This is a genomic window from Mycolicibacterium llatzerense (genome assembly GCF_025331195.1).
Classification (GTDB): Bacteria; Actinomycetota; Actinomycetes; order Mycobacteriales; family Mycobacteriaceae; genus Mycobacterium; species Mycobacterium llatzerense.
The window spans coordinates 92,568-107,005 of the sequence record NZ_LXOV01000001.1; the positions used below are offsets into that span (position 1 = coordinate 92,568).

Genomic DNA, 14,438 nt, shown 5'->3' on the forward strand with positions numbered 1-14,438 from the left:
CAGTCCTCCTTTCAGAGCCAGATGATCAGGGGCAGGTCGGTCTTGCCTGCAGCGTCGATCCCCGAGTTGGCAGGGAGCTTCGCCGCGTTGACCGCGCCGTGGATGAAACGAGCGCCGCCGACCTTGGCCAGGTTGTTTCCGACCTGGTCGACGGCCCGCAGGGAGCTGAACAGCAAGCCGGCGCAGACCTCGCGGCCGTCGTTGGCGGCGTTGTCGTACGGGCCGTACAGGCCCGTCGCGGTGACCTTGCCCAGCGCGGTGCCCGACGGGATGAAGCCGTTCGGGAAGTGCGTGGCCTTGGTGAACTTCGAAACGTCCAGCATCACACCAGGAGTGACGTCCGCGCCGTGCTGCCCAACGAGCCACGACCGGTCCTCGACCTGGTAATTGCTGGAGCGAACGCTGATGTCAGACGACATGGTGGATCCCTCCTAGTCCTTGATGTAGCCGCGCCGTTTGGCCTCGGCCAGTCCTTCGTCGCTCGCCGACCTCGCCGGCGGGCGTTCTCCTGATTGGCCCCACTGTCTGGGTTGTTCCTGCTGTTGAGTTCCGGCGCCTGCAGGTGGCGTCACCCCGCCGCCGAATGCGGCAGCGAGTCCGGTCAGATGACCGACCAATGCGTCCTTGTCGAACTTCCCGTCCTTCACGAACGACATCGGGTTGAGGCCTGCCATGACGGCTGGTCTCGCCTCTTCGTCCACGAACTGACCGACGATCGACTCCATCAGCTGCGGCGCCCACTGAGCAGCTGCCGCGGTGTTGGCCGCAACGGTGGCCTCGTCGCGTGCAGTGGCCAGCGCCTGATCGGCGGCCGACATCTGCGCGCGCTCAAGCTCCTCGTTTCGCGCCTGCAACGCCGCTGCTTGCTCTGGAGTTATCCCGTTGTACGCCTTGAGCAGATCGCTCTTCTTGCGGTCGTGGAACTTCCAGTACTCGGACCGCTGTTCGGCCGTCATGTCCGCGATCGGCGTGTTCTCCGGGAAGCCCCTGTCGGGCGGCGGAGTCGGCGCCGGCGGATCAGTTGGTGTCGGAACTGCGGGCGAGGTGGCCGGCGGTGTGGCGGCCGGCGGATTGGTGATCGGCTGGCCGGTGGCTGGAAATGTCACAACAAACTCCCTGTCGGGAAAGGAACCCATGACGGGTCAACCGCCGAACGGCGGAAGATTCTGTGCACGCAAAAGAACCCCGGAGCGGTCAGCTCAACGGGGTTCTTCTGGGGAGTGCGGGGTTAGGTCAGACGGCGATGCTGAGGAGCTCGCCGAATCCGCTGTCGCGGATCGAGAACTCCATCATTTTCGACGGTCGGTGCGTCTTCAGCCACGCACTGACCGCGGCGACCTGATCGGCCCGAGTCGCGTCGGCCGGCACTCCTGCGTGACGCAGCAGCGCACGGACGGTATTCGGGACGTAATCGGATGGTTCGACCAGGTGTAGGTCGTCGTCGAACTTGCCCACTAGGTCACCTCCATCCTGATCACTGGGATATCGCCGGACGTATCCACACCGAGAATACGCAGGCGAATGCCATCCATGAAGAGAAGTTCGCTCTGGCGAGCGTGTTCTGGGTCGCCAAGCGGCGGAATCCAGACCGCCGGGGCACCGGCCCGCGCGGTGATCTGCAGGATGGCCGGCGCCGGTCCGGGATGCGTGAACTCGGGTGTCGCCTGCTCTCGGGTAACGGTCACGCCCATGAATCGCTCTTCGATCCACTCGCGGCCGCTGATCGATTCGATGTCCTCCGGCGCGACGCCGAACGTCTTCGTGATCGATCGAACGCCGCGCCAGAGCTCGGTGTCTTCCGGCAGCGGGCGGGCAAGTTTGGACAGTTCTTGGGCGACGACCTGCGCCTCGACATCGCTGCCGCCGCCGAGTGCGTCCTGGACCTTTTCGTAGAACCGATCCATGCCCTGCCAGCGGATGACCGCCGAGCGCTGGCGAGCAGTTGCCTGCGCCGTCTGCTCGGCGAACAGCCGGCCCAAACGATCATGCGGGTCCTCATCGCCAGCGCTGGCTGGCCGATTCGGTACCGGCGGGACGGGAGGAACATTGCCTTTGTCGGCCGTCTTGGGCCGATCTGCTGAATTGGTACTCACACTGCTTGTGGCGGTGTTGGCGCCCTGTTTTGCAGGGTCCGCACCCTTCGATGCGTCCTCGGCGGCGACCCGTTCCCGGTACTTGGCGATCTGCTCCTCGTGGTACTTGACCTGCGCCGAGTCCTCGGACAGGCCGTCAGCACGGAGCTTGGCAACGTTGGCCTCGAACAGCGGCAGCTGGCGACGCGCGATCTCGGCAGGGGTCTCGTCGAGGACTGAGCCGGTTCCGCCGGCCTCGCCCGTGGCTGAGGCCTTGCCGCGCGGCTTGTACGTGCGCTCCGGCTTCAGCGTCGGGCCGAGTTCGCCGTGCTGGTCTTCCTTGTACCGAGTGCGCTTCAGGTGCGCTCGCGACGTCCCGCCGGCATCCCGGTACAGCCGCCGCAGGTCCACAGCGTTGAGCTCGTCGGCCGGGTCGAACTCCTCGGTCACCGCCGCCGACGTGCACTTGCACAGCCGGTGCATCGGCAGCAGCTCACGCACTGTGTACAGCCGGTCCGACGCCGCGATGCAGAGACCGCACGTACCGGTCAACGACAGCTCCGGGTGGATGATGCGCCGCATCCCAACGACGGGGCTACCGTCCAGGTTGGCGGCCGCGTTGATGACCTCGGCCTCGGCCAGCCGCTGCGACAGCATCAGGTTGGCGTCGATCGTGGAGTCCAAGCGGACGATTCCGGCTTGGAGTGCCTGTTCGCGGGTCGCGCCCTGCGACTCGAGGTACCGCATCTTCCGCAACGGCCGGTTCAGTACCTCGACTGTCGTCATGTCGGCGGCCGACAGGTGAACCGGGTCCTGGTCCGCGTAGTGCACCGCGACGCCCACGGGTTCCAGATCGACACCGGTGGCCGTGAAGGTCACCCGAGGCGCCCGAACGTCGATCGGAGCGGACGGGCGGGCCTTAACCTGCACGCCCATCGTGGACAGCATCTGAACCTGGCCGGCCGCCGCCGCGATGGCTGTGGCCTTCTGCGCCGTGCCGAGCTGCCGCGCGGCCGCAGTCGTGAATTCGCGGATCTGGTCGCCGTCGTACGGGTCGACCGGCACGAGCAGCGACCGCAGGACGCTCTTCATCTTCGCCGCGGCGCGTTCGCGTGTACCGATGATGGACAGCGACGCTCGCTGCGCCATCCCCAGCGCCAGGTCCGACGGCTTCCGCGCCGACCGGGCCGCCCGCGCGCGCTCAAACGCCTGGGCCGGCGTCAGGCCGCTACGCGACGGCGCCTGCGCCAACTGGGGTCACCTGCGATTCCTCGACCGGCGGCACCGAACCCGACGGGGTCAGCGGTGACGGCTGCTGCGTGCCGTCGAGGATCGCCTGCGCGGACAGCTCGAGCTCGTTCTCCTCGATCTCGTCCGGGTCCATCTCCCACACCTTTTCGAGAATCTTCCGGCGCGACAGGACACTGCCGGCCTGCGCGCTCGTCGATCCCTTCTCGGCCAGCGAATTGAATTCGATTGGCCCCCAAAGCAACTTGATCTTCTTGCCACGCTGGGCGTCACCGTCCATCGCGAACACGATGCGCCACAACAACTTCAGGCCAGGGATCACGCGAGCCCGGCGGTCACGCACCTTGCTCGTCAACGCCTCGCGCAGCAGACCGGCGCCCTGCGCCGAACCGTTCGCGTCATCCGGAGTAATCAGGTACAGCGGCGTGTGCGTGACCGCGGCGAATTCCTTGACGTCGTCGCGTTTGGCCTGCAGCAGCGGGCCCATGTCGGCCTGGTTGCCTTCCCAGAACTGCCATCCCGCAGGCACTTTCCATACCGCACCCGGTCCGGCCTTGAAGACCTCGTTCCAGTCGGTGGCCTGCTTGGTCGGCTGGCCGACGTCGTCGGGGATGACCTGTTCCTCGGTGTCGTACTCGTTCTCTTCGTCCTCGTCACCGCTGACACCGCGCTGCTTGAACGCCTGGAACTTCGTCATCACCAGGCGCGTCAGGGTGTCGTCGATGATCCGGTCGAGCACGTCAATGTGCGCCTCGTACTCGCCCAGGCCGTGCTTGTTCTTGAAACGGACCACCGGGATGCCGCCCAGCTCGTCCAGTCCCTTGATCGCTTCGGGCTTGTCGGACAGGCGCTTCCACTCGCTGCCGTCGCGCTTCAGCGTCCACTTCTCACCCTTAAGGAACAAGTGGGCGATCTCTTCGTCGGTCTCGACGTCGTACGACTTGACCAGCACCGCGCGCAGGCGCGTCGGATTGTCCGGGTCCTCGATGCCGACGCAGCGGCGCGGGTCGATCGCATGGATGATCGGGCCGGCCGCGGTGGGAACCACCATGGCGTAGGCCTCGCCCATCGCGCAGAAGTAGTCGAGCAGGTCCTTGATCTGGGCGGCGAAGCCCGACTCCTCCATCAGTTCGGCGGCGCGGTCATCGCCATTCGCGGAGTCGTCGACACCGGTGGCTACCGCGAGCAGGTCCATCCGGTTTGTGACTGCAGTGACACACATCTCGGCGTAATTGCACCGGGCCTTGCGCAGCAAGTCGCGGAAGATGTCCTGGAACTCGTCGGCCACCTGCGGCAGGGGCGGGTCGCCCTTGAAGTACGACCACAACAGGTCGAGCTGCTCGTTGCGCGGCTTGGGATCGCACGGCCGATCGTTCTTGTCCTGCCAGTTCTCCGCCGTCGGCGCGGTGAACCGTGCCTGCAGCCGGTCGAACCATTGGGCAGGTGCCAGGGTAGCCACGGATCACCTCACTCTCTGAACTCGACCAGGCCGCTTCTTCGGCAGGTACTTCAATGCGTCCATCCGGGCCTGCCACGACAAGATCGCGGCCATGCACAGGTCGAATTTCCGGTCCTTGTGCAGCTTCCCGAGGATCCACAGGAACTGACCCGTCTCTGGGTCCTGCCGGTTGAGCAGCTTCTTGCCGGCGTTGCCGACGTGCCGGACCAGGTCGCCGTCGTCGTCCTCGTTGTGCGACAACGCACCTGATGCGATCGCATCCTGGTATGCCTGGATGGCCCGGATCATGCGTTCTTGCCTGCTCGTCCAAAACTCCTGGACGATAGGGCGTTTCGTGTACTTGCTTTCCCCGTACCGTGCCGACCAAATGCCGACGGTCGAGTTCCAGAACGGTGGGTCCGCGTAGAACAGCAACACCCGGTAACTCTTGAACGCCTGCCGCACCGCAGCGTCGACTAGGTCCTCGCTGACTTCCCAATCGTCCGCGCCGTCCGTCGGCTTCTCTTCAAGAAACAGCTTCTGCTGCATGCCCGTTCGGACGTCGGTTAGAACCAGGCCCGTCGAGTCCCGGAATCGGGCGCCGTCGAAGCCCAGCGTGACGAACGCCCCACGCGGGATCAGTTCCCCTGGCAGGCCGAGCGACTTGAACCGGCGCTGGTTGAACGCCGACGCGCCCTGCTGCGTCCAACGGTTCGTCCACACGCGCTCCAGGTACGGCTTGTCGGCGCCCGGAATGTCCCACTGGGACGCCAGGTCCTCCAAGTCCGTGCGCGCCGCGAGGTCGTCGCCGGAGGCCTCCCGGATCGCCTCGACGCGATCCTCGAAGACGTTCATGTCCCAGCCGTCGGACGCCTGCCGATGGAAGTACCACATGCGCGGCCGCTTGATCTCGCCCCGTTTCATGGCCTCGGCCTCGAAATGGTCCGTCTCGGCGACCGAGTTCTGGCCCGGCTCACCGGCAGTCGTCGTCGACATCGACCACGGGTCCTGTGCGACGCGTTTACCGAGGTTGGCTTCCATCGTCACCACGGCGCCGCGCTCCGACGGCAGGTACAGCCGGTGGGTCTCGTCGAAGCACTGGAACGTCGTGCGGCCGCCGTCGTTCGAGTCCGGCGAGTTCGCCAGCGGCACAGCCTTGCCGTCGGCGCGCCCGCGGTCATCGAGGCGAATGATCCGGTCAGCACCAGGGTCGAACAGGTCCGCGTCGACGCACTCTTCGCAGATCAGCTTCAGCGCACCGTAGGCGAGTTCTTCGACCTGCAGCTTCGCGTTGGCCAGCATCGGGATGTACGGATCGACGACCGGCCGGCCCTGTGCCAGGCCGAAGTCGGCATCCTCGTCAAACCCGTTGAACCGCACCGGCGACTCGGGATGCAGCTCCGCGAACGCGATCAGCGCGGCGAGCTCGGTCTTGGCGGCGCCCTTGCGGACCGACATCGCGATCCGCTTCCAGCGGCGTTTACCCGCTCGCCGATGTCCCTCCGGCCACACCTCGTAGGCGCGGTGGATGATGAACCGGCGGTCATCGTCCAGAACCAGCGGCTGGCCCTTGAGGTCACCAGGGCCGAAGCACGCGCGCTCCTCCAAGAAGTCACAGACCTGATCACCCAGCGTCGGGTAGAACTCGTCCTCGATCGGCGGGACGATCAGGTCCATGCGGCTCTAGCCGCCGCTGACGACCCTGAAGCGCGCCCTCGGGTCGGCCGCCTTCTTCGGCGCTGCCTTCTTCGCCGCGGGCTTCCGCGTGGTCCCGGACTCGGTGTCTTCGTCGTCCTCGTCGTCCGGCGGCAACACCCACTGCAGCGACCGCCGCGACATCGGGGTCAACCCGCACCGTTCGATCAGCTGCCGAATCTCCGTCGACAGCACCTTCAGCACCTTGACGTTCGTGCGCGGATTCCAGAACTGCTGCTGCAACCGGGCCGCCAAATACAGGGCGTCGATGTCCGACTCGGTCCACTCGTTGGCCATCGGCGACGACCACAACCGAGTCCACCACTCCTGCACCTGCGGATACCAGTGCGTGCCCGCCGGCAGCGGGGGCACCTCGGGGTTCTCGTTCTTCCGCAGAGTCGACCGGGTGGCGGTCTTGTTCCTTCGCTGGCGGACGGACGGGTCCTTCGAGTGTGCAGGCATGCGGGGGCTCCTATGTCAGGAAATGAGTGGCTCCCATGTCGGGAAAGTTGTTGCGCGGCAGTCGAATCCGACCCAAAACCCGGCCCCGGGAAAGTTCCGGGAAGCGTACAGAGCATTTTTCACAGTGCGTAGCGGTGTCCCCCTGGGCCCCCGGGGGGAGGGTGGAGGGCCTGGGGGTCGCAGCGTTTCCGCAGGTCAGGGCGTTGCGCGACCGGCGGTGGACTGCTTGACCGTCTCGACGTCGTGGCATGGCCGGCACGCGGCGACGAGCCGGCCGCGGTCAACGGCCTGAGCACGGGTGCGCCCGGTCGCCGCGACGCCGTCGAGGTGGTGCGCTTCGTTGGCCCGCCCGAGGCAGCCGGGATGGTTCAACTGACACAGGTACTTGGCCTTGGCGAGGCAGTCCTCGCGGGCCTTGCGGGTGGCTCGTGTTGAGCCTTGGCCGGTGGTTCGACCTTGCCATGGTTGGTCGTGGTCGTCGCAGTAGCGCTGGCTGCCGGTGATGAGGTTGTCGCAGTTGCCGCGGTCGCCTGGGCAGTGGCGCGGCGCGCGTGGCATCAGGCTACTGGAGGCTTGGGCCGGATGAGGCTGAACAACCGCGTTGGGCGCCAGTGTATTTGGACGCGTCGTGGTTCGCGGTTCACTCGCGCGTCGACAATGTCGCTGTCGATCGGTGTCCAGCTGACGTTCAGGACGCGTCGAGCTTCGACCTTGACGACGGTCCAGTGGTGGAGCACGAAGCATTGATCCCCGACGCGGGCAATGATGCGTGTCTCATCCGGTGGCGCTGCGATGATGGCCTTCGCCATCGGATCGTCTAGGTCCAGCTGCTGAGCGAGCATGGCAGCGAACTCGGACGTGTCGGGTACGACCTTGACCTCGACGGTGGGTGATTCGCTCTTGGCCATGGTCGCCTCCGCTGGCTGGTGTGAGGTTTGGTCGACAGTGGCAGTCCCGCCCTTGCGCGCGCATTTCGAGCGTTGCACCGCTGAGCTGCGGCTTGTGGACTGCTGGGCGCCGGCCCGCTCAAAGGCCGTGGTGCGTTTCCCGCTGCCGGGCCCGGGAAAGAAAAAACCGCCATGTCCCGGTCGGGGCATAGCGGTGCTTACGGCAGATACTACTCATGAGCAGTGACTTGCGCACTCAACTGGGTATTCGTGTCACTCATCGCTCTGCTCTTCCTCGGTGGTGAACACCCATCGCCACGCGTACAGAACCGAAGCGACTGGCACGCCGAGCGCCATCAGGATGATCACGATGGTGTCCATCAGTCGTCGCAGCCGCACGCGCAGGGACCGGAGAAGTGCGCCTCGTGTCCGCATGTTTCGCAGCCGTAGTCGTCGCCTTCGTCGGGCAGTAGTTCGCCGCAGTCATTGCACTCCAGCATGTCGCCGGCCGCGTTCTGGTTCAGCATCATGTGCTGGCACTTGTTGGCGGCCATCGCGTCGAGTCCGTGCACAGGGCAGTTCGGTGTACGCCTCGTGAAGCGGGTAGCGGCAGATGCAGGGTTGCCGTCGGCGTTGAACAGGTCGGCGAGTGAGTCGACGAGTCCGCATCGGCATTGGTCGGCGGTGACGGTGGTGGTGAGGATCAGTCCTTGCAGGTGGCTGGGTACTTCTTCGGTGAGCTGGTGGGTGCACCGGCCAGTGTGCGTCGCGTGTCCGCAGATCGGGCAGGTCATCGCTTGGACTCCTGACTGTGGTGCTCGTTGATGCGCGATCCGACAAGCCAGAGGTCGCGCTTGTATATCCGGTGGTAGACGCGATATTCGCGTATGTCGCCGTTGTCGCATGGGATGGTTTCGTACGGGAACACGGCGGCGCCGTTGGTCCACCATAGGTCCCAGTCGCGGATGTGTGGGCGGTATGGGCCGATGAGGTTCCATGCGAGCAGCGGGCCGTCTGCGAGGCACACGTAGGGCGGTTTCCAGAGTCGGTCGGATGACAGCGAGCCGGGGCGTAGCCCGTAGCGGTTGATCTGTCCGCGTCGTGTGGTGGGTGCCCAGTGGTACAGCGCGAAGTTGTCCGGTTGGGTGCTCACGGGTTCATGTTCCTGATGGTGCGGCGGCGCCAGTAGTCGACGACGGATTGGACGTTGTATTCGGGTGCGCCGTCTGGCCCGGGTCTCTGCTGCACGCCGGTGGTCTCGGTGCGGTGTGCCCAGTTCCAGATGTCTTTCGGTGTGCGGCCGACGTATTGGGCGATGTCGGCGGCGCTCATCCATTCGTCGGGTTCGGCGGGGATGGGCGCGGTTGTGAGCCAGGTGATGCCTTCCTTCTTCCATCGTTCGTCGAGGATGTGGAGGTCGGCGGCGGGGTTGTTGGATCGGCCGGCGGCGATGTCTTGGAGTGCGGCGCGGTAGGAGCGTGCGACGGCTTGGGCTTGGTCTGCTCTGCTCACGCGGGTTGGCCTTTCGCGTTGCCGGGTTTGGAGGTTGGGCCGTGATCGCCGTGGCCGACGAATTGGTAGGTGACTTCGGCGCCGTGGCTTTTGGCGCGGTAGATTCGGTACCAGGAGCGCATGGGTACCCCGTGGCCGAGTCCGATGAGGTCGGGGAATTCGTCGGCGGTGATCTTCTCGGCGCATTCGGTTGCGCCGTCGTGGAATCCACCGCCACGAAAGTGGCGGTGGCCCTTGCAATTCGGGTTGCCTTTCGGGCAGCCGCGGAATGGGAACGTGGCCATCAGCGTCGGTTTCGGCGGTTCGGTGCGACGACCCAGGGCTGGTCGGGGCTGGCGTACTTGCTGAAGTCGAATCCTGGGTGCTCTGGAAGCGGGTTATCAGGCGCGTTGAATTCGTCCCAGTGCTGGTCGACCAGTTGCGGCAGCGGATTCGGCGCAGTAGGCCAACCCGTCCAACGAGAACCCCGAGCGGGGACCTTCTGAACCGTCGGACCCCAGTTGTGTGGTCCGAAGGTGATGGTGATGTCAGCCAGTTCTCCGGGGCACTCGGGTTCCGGCTGGGTCCACCACTGGCTGGTGTCGAACGGGTTGTCGGGAATTTGCCACGTCGGCCATACGAGGATCGTCTGGAGGTACTCCATGTGCTCGCGGTATCGGCGCATCATCCAGGACTCTTGGTGGTCGACGACGATGCGGATATCGATCTCGCGGCGTGGCCGGAGGACCCAGGGGTCTTGCATCGGACCGATGAAGGTGGACCCCTCGCACATCACGGCGGCGTATCCCCATCGGTTGATCGGTAGGCCGTGCCAATCTCGGCCACAGTGCGGGCATTCTGGGTAATCGGGGTCGCCGTAGTCCCATCCGTTTTCGGGTTCGCCGGCGGCGAGCTGCTCGTCGATGAGCTCGTCGATCTCATCGCAAAGTCGGAGAACGTCGCTCATCATGGTGCATTCCCATATTTGACTAGTCGGTATTCGTGAAGGTCTTGTTTGGCTAACGCGCCGTCGCGCCGGTTATGGCAGCGCCGGCACATGGGCATGTAGAACTCCGGCCACATGGAGCACAAATGCCATCCGGTGTCATTGTGATTGGGCAGGTACATCTGCGTCGGATCTGTTCCGTCGTACGCCCAATCGCGCGCGGGTTCACCGCAATTCACGCATGAATACTGCGATGCGGAACCCCACGTTCGGCGCACACGGTCGTGAGTATTGGTGTAGGTGATCCCGGGGTGGCTGCGACGCACGCGGCCAGCCGGTCCCGGATCGCCTCCGCGGCGCTTCGCCCGTTGCCAGTGCATGGAGCACAGGCCCCGGCCAACCCTGGGACTGTCGCATCCTTCGACGACGCAAGGTCGCCGGCCTTCGCCGTTGGCGGCTCGCGCTGGTCTCTCGTCGATGCGGTCGATGATGTCGGTCATCCGATCAGCTCCACTCCGATGAGTTCGAGAGCCTGCAGCATGACGCGCTTCATCTCGTCCATGCGGGCAGCACGTGCGTAGTAAGCGATTTCGGCGCGACTGCCGTACCACCGACAATGACCGGACGGCGAGATCAGTTCCCAACCGCGTAGGTAGATGGTCTTGCCGTTCACGACAATTCGGCTGCGGCGTGCGATCCATTTGCGCCGGGCCGGGAGGTTCGGTGTCGGCGGTGCGGGCGGCCATCGGTTGTAGATGATGGTCAGGGACACGTCTTCGAGCAGGCTCATGTAGTCGGCTATCGACTGCCGTCGCGCGGTTGTGCATGTCGGGCAGTAGCAGGGCGGTGTCAGTGTCCATCGGGAGTCGTCGAATATCGGGTTGATCGTCATGCGATGACTCCTGAGATTCCGGCGACGATGGCGAGCAATATGACGATGACGAATACCGCCAGCGCCACCTTGGCCACGAATTCGATTCGGCGCCTCCACTTCTCGCCCTTCTGGCACTCGGCGATTTCGTGGTCCATCGCCTCTGATATCACGGTGTGCAGCCTGCGCATGGCGTCGTCTGCGACGCGTTGTCGGTCGTCCAGTTCGGGGACATCGAAGAATGGCGAGAAGTACGGCCCAAGGCTCATGCGCATTCTCCTGCGTGGACGAGTTTGCATTCGGGGCAATGGTTTTCATTGCGGCCCGGTTGAGCATCGATAGTGTCGGTGATCGTTGACCGTGAGGATTGCGCGATCCGCTGCTCGGGCTTTTCCTCGGTCTTCTTGCGTACCTTGCGCTTTGGCTTCTCGTAGCGCGGTTCGCGTTTCCACGCCCAGGCGTCCTGGTCGAGCTGGCGGAGTGCTGTGGTGTCTTTGTCGGTGGCGATCTTGCGTTTGTCGGCCGACTCGTGTCCGTCCATGACTGCGGTGAGCGACTGCAGGATGATCGTTCCGGCGCCGGCCATGTCCATGATGGAGTCGCCGACCAGTTTCGAGAGGACTCCGTTGACCATGTCGAGGCGTGCATAGGCTTCTGCGAGAAGCCATTTCGTGGTGGTTTTGAGTCGTTCTTCGTCGCCGACCATGCCTGCGAGTAGCTGGTATTCGCGCTCAGTCCACGACGATGGGCCTTTCGGTGTGCACTCGTCGTTCTCGCACGTGGCGATGGTCGCGCCGTCGTCGCGGCCGATCGACGCTCCGCAGTTCGGGCACGGCATCGCGTACCGGTAGCGGAGTTTCGTCTGGCCGAGGTGTTGGCGCGTGAGGTGGTGCTGGCGGGCGAGCCGCTGCAGGACGTCGAGTCCGCTGACGTGCATCTCCTGACGCGCCTGGCCGTGCTTGGGGTGTGGGTCCCAGCCGCAGCAGTCGTCGCAGGCGCCGGCCGCCGTGTAGGCGGCCTGGAGCGCATCCGTCGCCTCGGTGATCTCGGCGCGGATGCGGGCGTCGCGGGCGAGCTCGAGCATGCGGGTGGCGGTGGCGACCTGCTCGGCGTGCCGGTCGCAGCGTTTGGGTTGGGCCCAGACCTTGACTTCCTCGACGGGCAGTGTGGCGAGGAGGTCGATGTGGGGTTCGACGATTGCGAGGTACGCGGCGAGGCGCTGGTGCTCGGGTGGCTTGGTGAGTTCGTGCTGGCGGTCGGCCAGGGACCCGGCTTCCGGCGGGCTGAGCGTCCCGTCGAGGCGCAAACTGGCCAGTTTCCGGGCACCGTCCGGCAGATCGGTGTTCAGGGCGTCTGAGACGCGATCAGCGGCGAAGCGGGCCCATTCGACGATCTCGGTCATGAGGCGGTCGCTGGTCGAGTCGATCAGCACCACCGGGGACGGTGTCGAGTGCACGGGTGCGCCGTCGGCGCGGCGCCGCTCGCCGAGGGTGGCGCGGAGCAGCGCGTAGTCGCGTGGGAGGCGTCGGATGTCGTCGCCGTAGCCGTCGGCGCAGCCGTCGCACAGGCTGTCGGGCTGCTCGGTGTACGCGGGCCGGCGGGCACCGTCCTCGATGACGGCGGCCCGGCAGGCGGTGTTGGCGATGCACGAGTGGGTCATCGGGTGGTGCCTTTCTTGGCGGCGATCTGGGCGAGTACTTCGTGGCATTTGGCGAGGCCACGCTGGGTGGTCTCGGCCCGGTCGACGTGGTCGCAGACGACGGGGCCGCGGTAGCCGTCGTCGTCGCACAGTCCGCAGTTGGCGATGCGGGTTTCCTTGCGGCGCTTCTCGGCCTGCTCGGTGACGGTGTGCCGGTGCTGGCGGGCGATGGCGGCTTGGTCGTTGGTCATCGGGGCGTGGACGGCACGGGTCTCGCCAAGGCGCTCGCGCTGCCGCTCGGCAGCCTCGACTGCGGCGGCGGTCTGGCGGGCCTTGCGGCGCGAGTCGAAGTCCAGGACCGGGTCGTCGTCCTCGCCGTAGCGGTCAGGCATCGTCGGGCTCCTGTCCGTGGTCGCACTTCCGGACGGCGTTGTTGCCGACCTCGATGACGTTGGTGCCGTGGCAGTGCTCGCAGTTGGCGGCGATCTCGCGGAGGCGGCGTTTGCGTTCGAGTTCGTCGCGTTGGACGTCGGCTTCGTGTTGCTCGTCCCATTTGCGTCGGCGCTCGCAGCGCTTGCAGGGGCCGTCGTGGTTTTCGGCGTGGTCGGGGCAATGGGGGCGGGAGTCGTGCGCGTCTGCTGGGGTGACTCCCCCTCCAGAAGTAACCACTGGAAAAGACTCTGTCTCTGTCTCTGTCTCTGTCTCTGTCTTAGGGTCGCGATGGTCCGGCGGGACATCCTGCGGACGTCCGGCAGTTGTCCGCCCGGACGTTTCACCATTTACGCTGGTCTTGCTGTTGCCCTTGGCTTTTCGTGCGGCTCTCTTACGGTCGGCTTCACTCTGTCGGTAGGCCGTAACTTCGTCGTTAGTACGCTGCCACTTCGGCCAATTAGTGAGCTGAACTCCACCACTCCTAGCGTCTACCCACAGCGGAGATAGCTCGCCCCGGTTGTTGATCGTCGCCTGCAGAGCAGCCCGAATCGCCGGTGTGCAGCCGAACATTTTCAGCATCTCCGGCCCGACGTACCCGTCGAGCAACTTGGTTGCTGAGTAGTTCCCAGCCAACGCCCATACGCCGATAGCGGCGGCCCGGATGCGCTTCGAGATCGAATTCACTTCCGCGCCGTCGTAGAAGTCGATGGGGATGTTGAAGCCGGGGGCGCGCCGCTCAGCCATCGCTGGGCTCCTGTCTGGTTGTCCGGGCTGGTGGCTTCCATCCGTAGAGGTGGCAGTCGGGGCACTGCACGTTGCGCCAACCGGATTCGAGACGGGCATCTGCCTCGTTGGACGCGGCCACGTACCGCGGCGGTAGCGGATGGTCGTGCAGCGTGTTCGGGCACGCGCAGTCGCGCTCAGTCATCTTCGAACTCCTCGGGGATCACGTAGCGCCACGGGCCATAGGTGACCTTCCGAGTGACGATGCGGCCCTCGGCGTAGTCCGGAAGGCTCTCGATCTGCGCGGCGAACTCGTCGCCGATGCCGTGGACATAGCCACTGCCAACCTCAATGCCGTACTCGGTCTCATCGCGGAAGCTCGGCTTGTCGCCGCGCGCGGCCCAGTACGGCATCGGCAAATCGCGGATAGCCTCTGCTGCAACGGCAGCAGCATAGGTCGACGGATCGTCAGATTCAGTCATCCGAATCCTCCTCACTGCAGTCGGGCCGGTGGCCCTGTTCTCTTGGCGCCCA

General features: G+C 65.4%; 21 protein-coding genes. All 21 read right to left on the reverse strand.

Annotated elements, in window-relative coordinates:
• Window positions 1-11: 11 nt before the first annotated feature.
• Window positions 12-419 carry a head decoration protein gene (locus A7G45_RS00600; RefSeq protein WP_043984384.1) on the reverse strand — a complete coding sequence of 136 codons (408 nt, stop codon included), beginning with the start codon at window positions 417-419 and terminating at the stop codon, window positions 12-14.
• Window positions 420-431: 12 nt separating this feature from the next.
• On the reverse strand, window positions 432-1,106 hold the full coding sequence (locus A7G45_RS00605; RefSeq protein WP_260932290.1) for a hypothetical protein: 675 nt from the start codon (window positions 1,104-1,106) through the stop codon (window positions 432-434).
• A 127-nt stretch (window positions 1,107-1,233) separates the two neighbouring features.
• Window positions 1,234-1,455, reverse strand: a complete 222-nt coding sequence (locus A7G45_RS00610) for a hypothetical protein (RefSeq protein WP_260932293.1) — start codon at window positions 1,453-1,455, stop codon at window positions 1,234-1,236.
• Window positions 1,455-3,323 carry a hypothetical protein gene (locus tag A7G45_RS00615; RefSeq protein ID WP_260932296.1) on the reverse strand — a complete coding sequence of 623 codons (1,869 nt, stop codon included), beginning with the start codon at window positions 3,321-3,323 and terminating at the stop codon, window positions 1,455-1,457. Before A7G45_RS00615 ends, A7G45_RS00610 begins: the two co-directional genes overlap by 1 nt.
• Window positions 3,301-4,779, reverse strand: coding sequence for a phage portal protein (locus A7G45_RS00620; RefSeq protein ID WP_260932299.1), 1,479 nt, complete (start codon window positions 4,777-4,779; stop codon window positions 3,301-3,303). The genes A7G45_RS00615 and A7G45_RS00620 overlap by 23 nt, the downstream gene beginning before the upstream one ends.
• A 3-nt stretch (window positions 4,780-4,782) precedes the next feature.
• Window positions 4,783-6,435, reverse strand: coding sequence for a terminase large subunit domain-containing protein (locus tag A7G45_RS00625; RefSeq protein WP_260932302.1), 1,653 nt, complete (start codon window positions 6,433-6,435; stop codon window positions 4,783-4,785).
• A 6-nt stretch (window positions 6,436-6,441) separates the two neighbouring features.
• The gene (locus A7G45_RS00630) at window positions 6,442-6,915 is read right to left on the reverse strand and encodes a phage terminase small subunit (RefSeq protein WP_260932305.1); all 474 of its coding nucleotides are present in this window, start codon (window positions 6,913-6,915) and stop codon (window positions 6,442-6,444) included.
• A gap of 195 nt (window positions 6,916-7,110) precedes the next feature.
• Complete coding sequence (locus A7G45_RS00635) at window positions 7,111-7,473, reverse strand: HNH endonuclease (RefSeq protein WP_260932308.1); 363 nt, start codon at window positions 7,471-7,473, stop codon at window positions 7,111-7,113.
• Window positions 7,473-7,823: a hypothetical protein gene (locus A7G45_RS00640; RefSeq protein ID WP_260932312.1), complete on the reverse strand. Its 351-nt coding sequence runs from the start codon at window positions 7,821-7,823 to the stop codon at window positions 7,473-7,475. The genes A7G45_RS00635 and A7G45_RS00640 overlap by 1 nt, the downstream gene beginning before the upstream one ends.
• A gap of 359 nt (window positions 7,824-8,182) precedes the next feature.
• Window positions 8,183-8,596: a hypothetical protein gene (locus A7G45_RS00645; RefSeq protein WP_260932315.1), complete on the reverse strand. Its 414-nt coding sequence runs from the start codon at window positions 8,594-8,596 to the stop codon at window positions 8,183-8,185.
• Window positions 8,593-8,955 carry a hypothetical protein gene (locus A7G45_RS00650; protein WP_260932318.1) on the reverse strand — a complete coding sequence of 121 codons (363 nt, stop codon included), beginning with the start codon at window positions 8,953-8,955 and terminating at the stop codon, window positions 8,593-8,595. Before A7G45_RS00650 ends, A7G45_RS00645 begins: the two co-directional genes overlap by 4 nt.
• Window positions 8,952-9,314, reverse strand: coding sequence for a hypothetical protein (locus A7G45_RS00655; RefSeq protein WP_260932323.1), 363 nt, complete (start codon window positions 9,312-9,314; stop codon window positions 8,952-8,954). Before A7G45_RS00655 ends, A7G45_RS00650 begins: the two co-directional genes overlap by 4 nt.
• Window positions 9,311-9,598 (reverse strand): hypothetical protein, encoded by a 288-nt coding sequence (locus A7G45_RS00660; RefSeq protein ID WP_260932325.1) that lies wholly within the window; start codon window positions 9,596-9,598, stop codon window positions 9,311-9,313. Before A7G45_RS00660 ends, A7G45_RS00655 begins: the two co-directional genes overlap by 4 nt.
• A complete protein-coding gene (locus tag A7G45_RS00665; protein ID WP_260932328.1) occupies window positions 9,598-10,260 on the reverse strand; it encodes a hypothetical protein in 663 nt (220 codons plus the stop codon). The genes A7G45_RS00660 and A7G45_RS00665 overlap by 1 nt, the downstream gene beginning before the upstream one ends.
• Window positions 10,261-10,735: 475 nt before the next feature.
• A complete protein-coding gene (locus A7G45_RS00670) occupies window positions 10,736-11,131 on the reverse strand; it encodes a hypothetical protein (protein ID WP_260932346.1) in 396 nt (131 codons plus the stop codon).
• Window positions 11,128-11,379, reverse strand: a complete 252-nt coding sequence (locus A7G45_RS00675; RefSeq protein ID WP_260932350.1) for a hypothetical protein — start codon at window positions 11,377-11,379, stop codon at window positions 11,128-11,130. Before A7G45_RS00675 ends, A7G45_RS00670 begins: the two co-directional genes overlap by 4 nt.
• A complete protein-coding gene (locus A7G45_RS00680; RefSeq protein ID WP_260932353.1) occupies window positions 11,376-12,770 on the reverse strand; it encodes a hypothetical protein in 1,395 nt (464 codons plus the stop codon). The genes A7G45_RS00675 and A7G45_RS00680 overlap by 4 nt, the downstream gene beginning before the upstream one ends.
• Window positions 12,767-13,141: a hypothetical protein gene (locus A7G45_RS00685; protein WP_260932357.1), complete on the reverse strand. Its 375-nt coding sequence runs from the start codon at window positions 13,139-13,141 to the stop codon at window positions 12,767-12,769. Before A7G45_RS00685 ends, A7G45_RS00680 begins: the two co-directional genes overlap by 4 nt.
• On the reverse strand, window positions 13,134-13,925 hold the full coding sequence (locus A7G45_RS00690; RefSeq protein ID WP_260932359.1) for a hypothetical protein: 792 nt from the start codon (window positions 13,923-13,925) through the stop codon (window positions 13,134-13,136). The genes A7G45_RS00685 and A7G45_RS00690 overlap by 8 nt, the downstream gene beginning before the upstream one ends.
• Window positions 13,918-14,109 (reverse strand): hypothetical protein, encoded by a 192-nt coding sequence (locus A7G45_RS00695; RefSeq protein WP_260932362.1) that lies wholly within the window; start codon window positions 14,107-14,109, stop codon window positions 13,918-13,920. Before A7G45_RS00695 ends, A7G45_RS00690 begins: the two co-directional genes overlap by 8 nt.
• Window positions 14,102-14,386 carry a hypothetical protein gene (locus A7G45_RS00700; RefSeq protein WP_260932365.1) on the reverse strand — a complete coding sequence of 95 codons (285 nt, stop codon included), beginning with the start codon at window positions 14,384-14,386 and terminating at the stop codon, window positions 14,102-14,104. Before A7G45_RS00700 ends, A7G45_RS00695 begins: the two co-directional genes overlap by 8 nt.
• Between the last annotated feature and the right edge of the window lie 52 nt (window positions 14,387-14,438).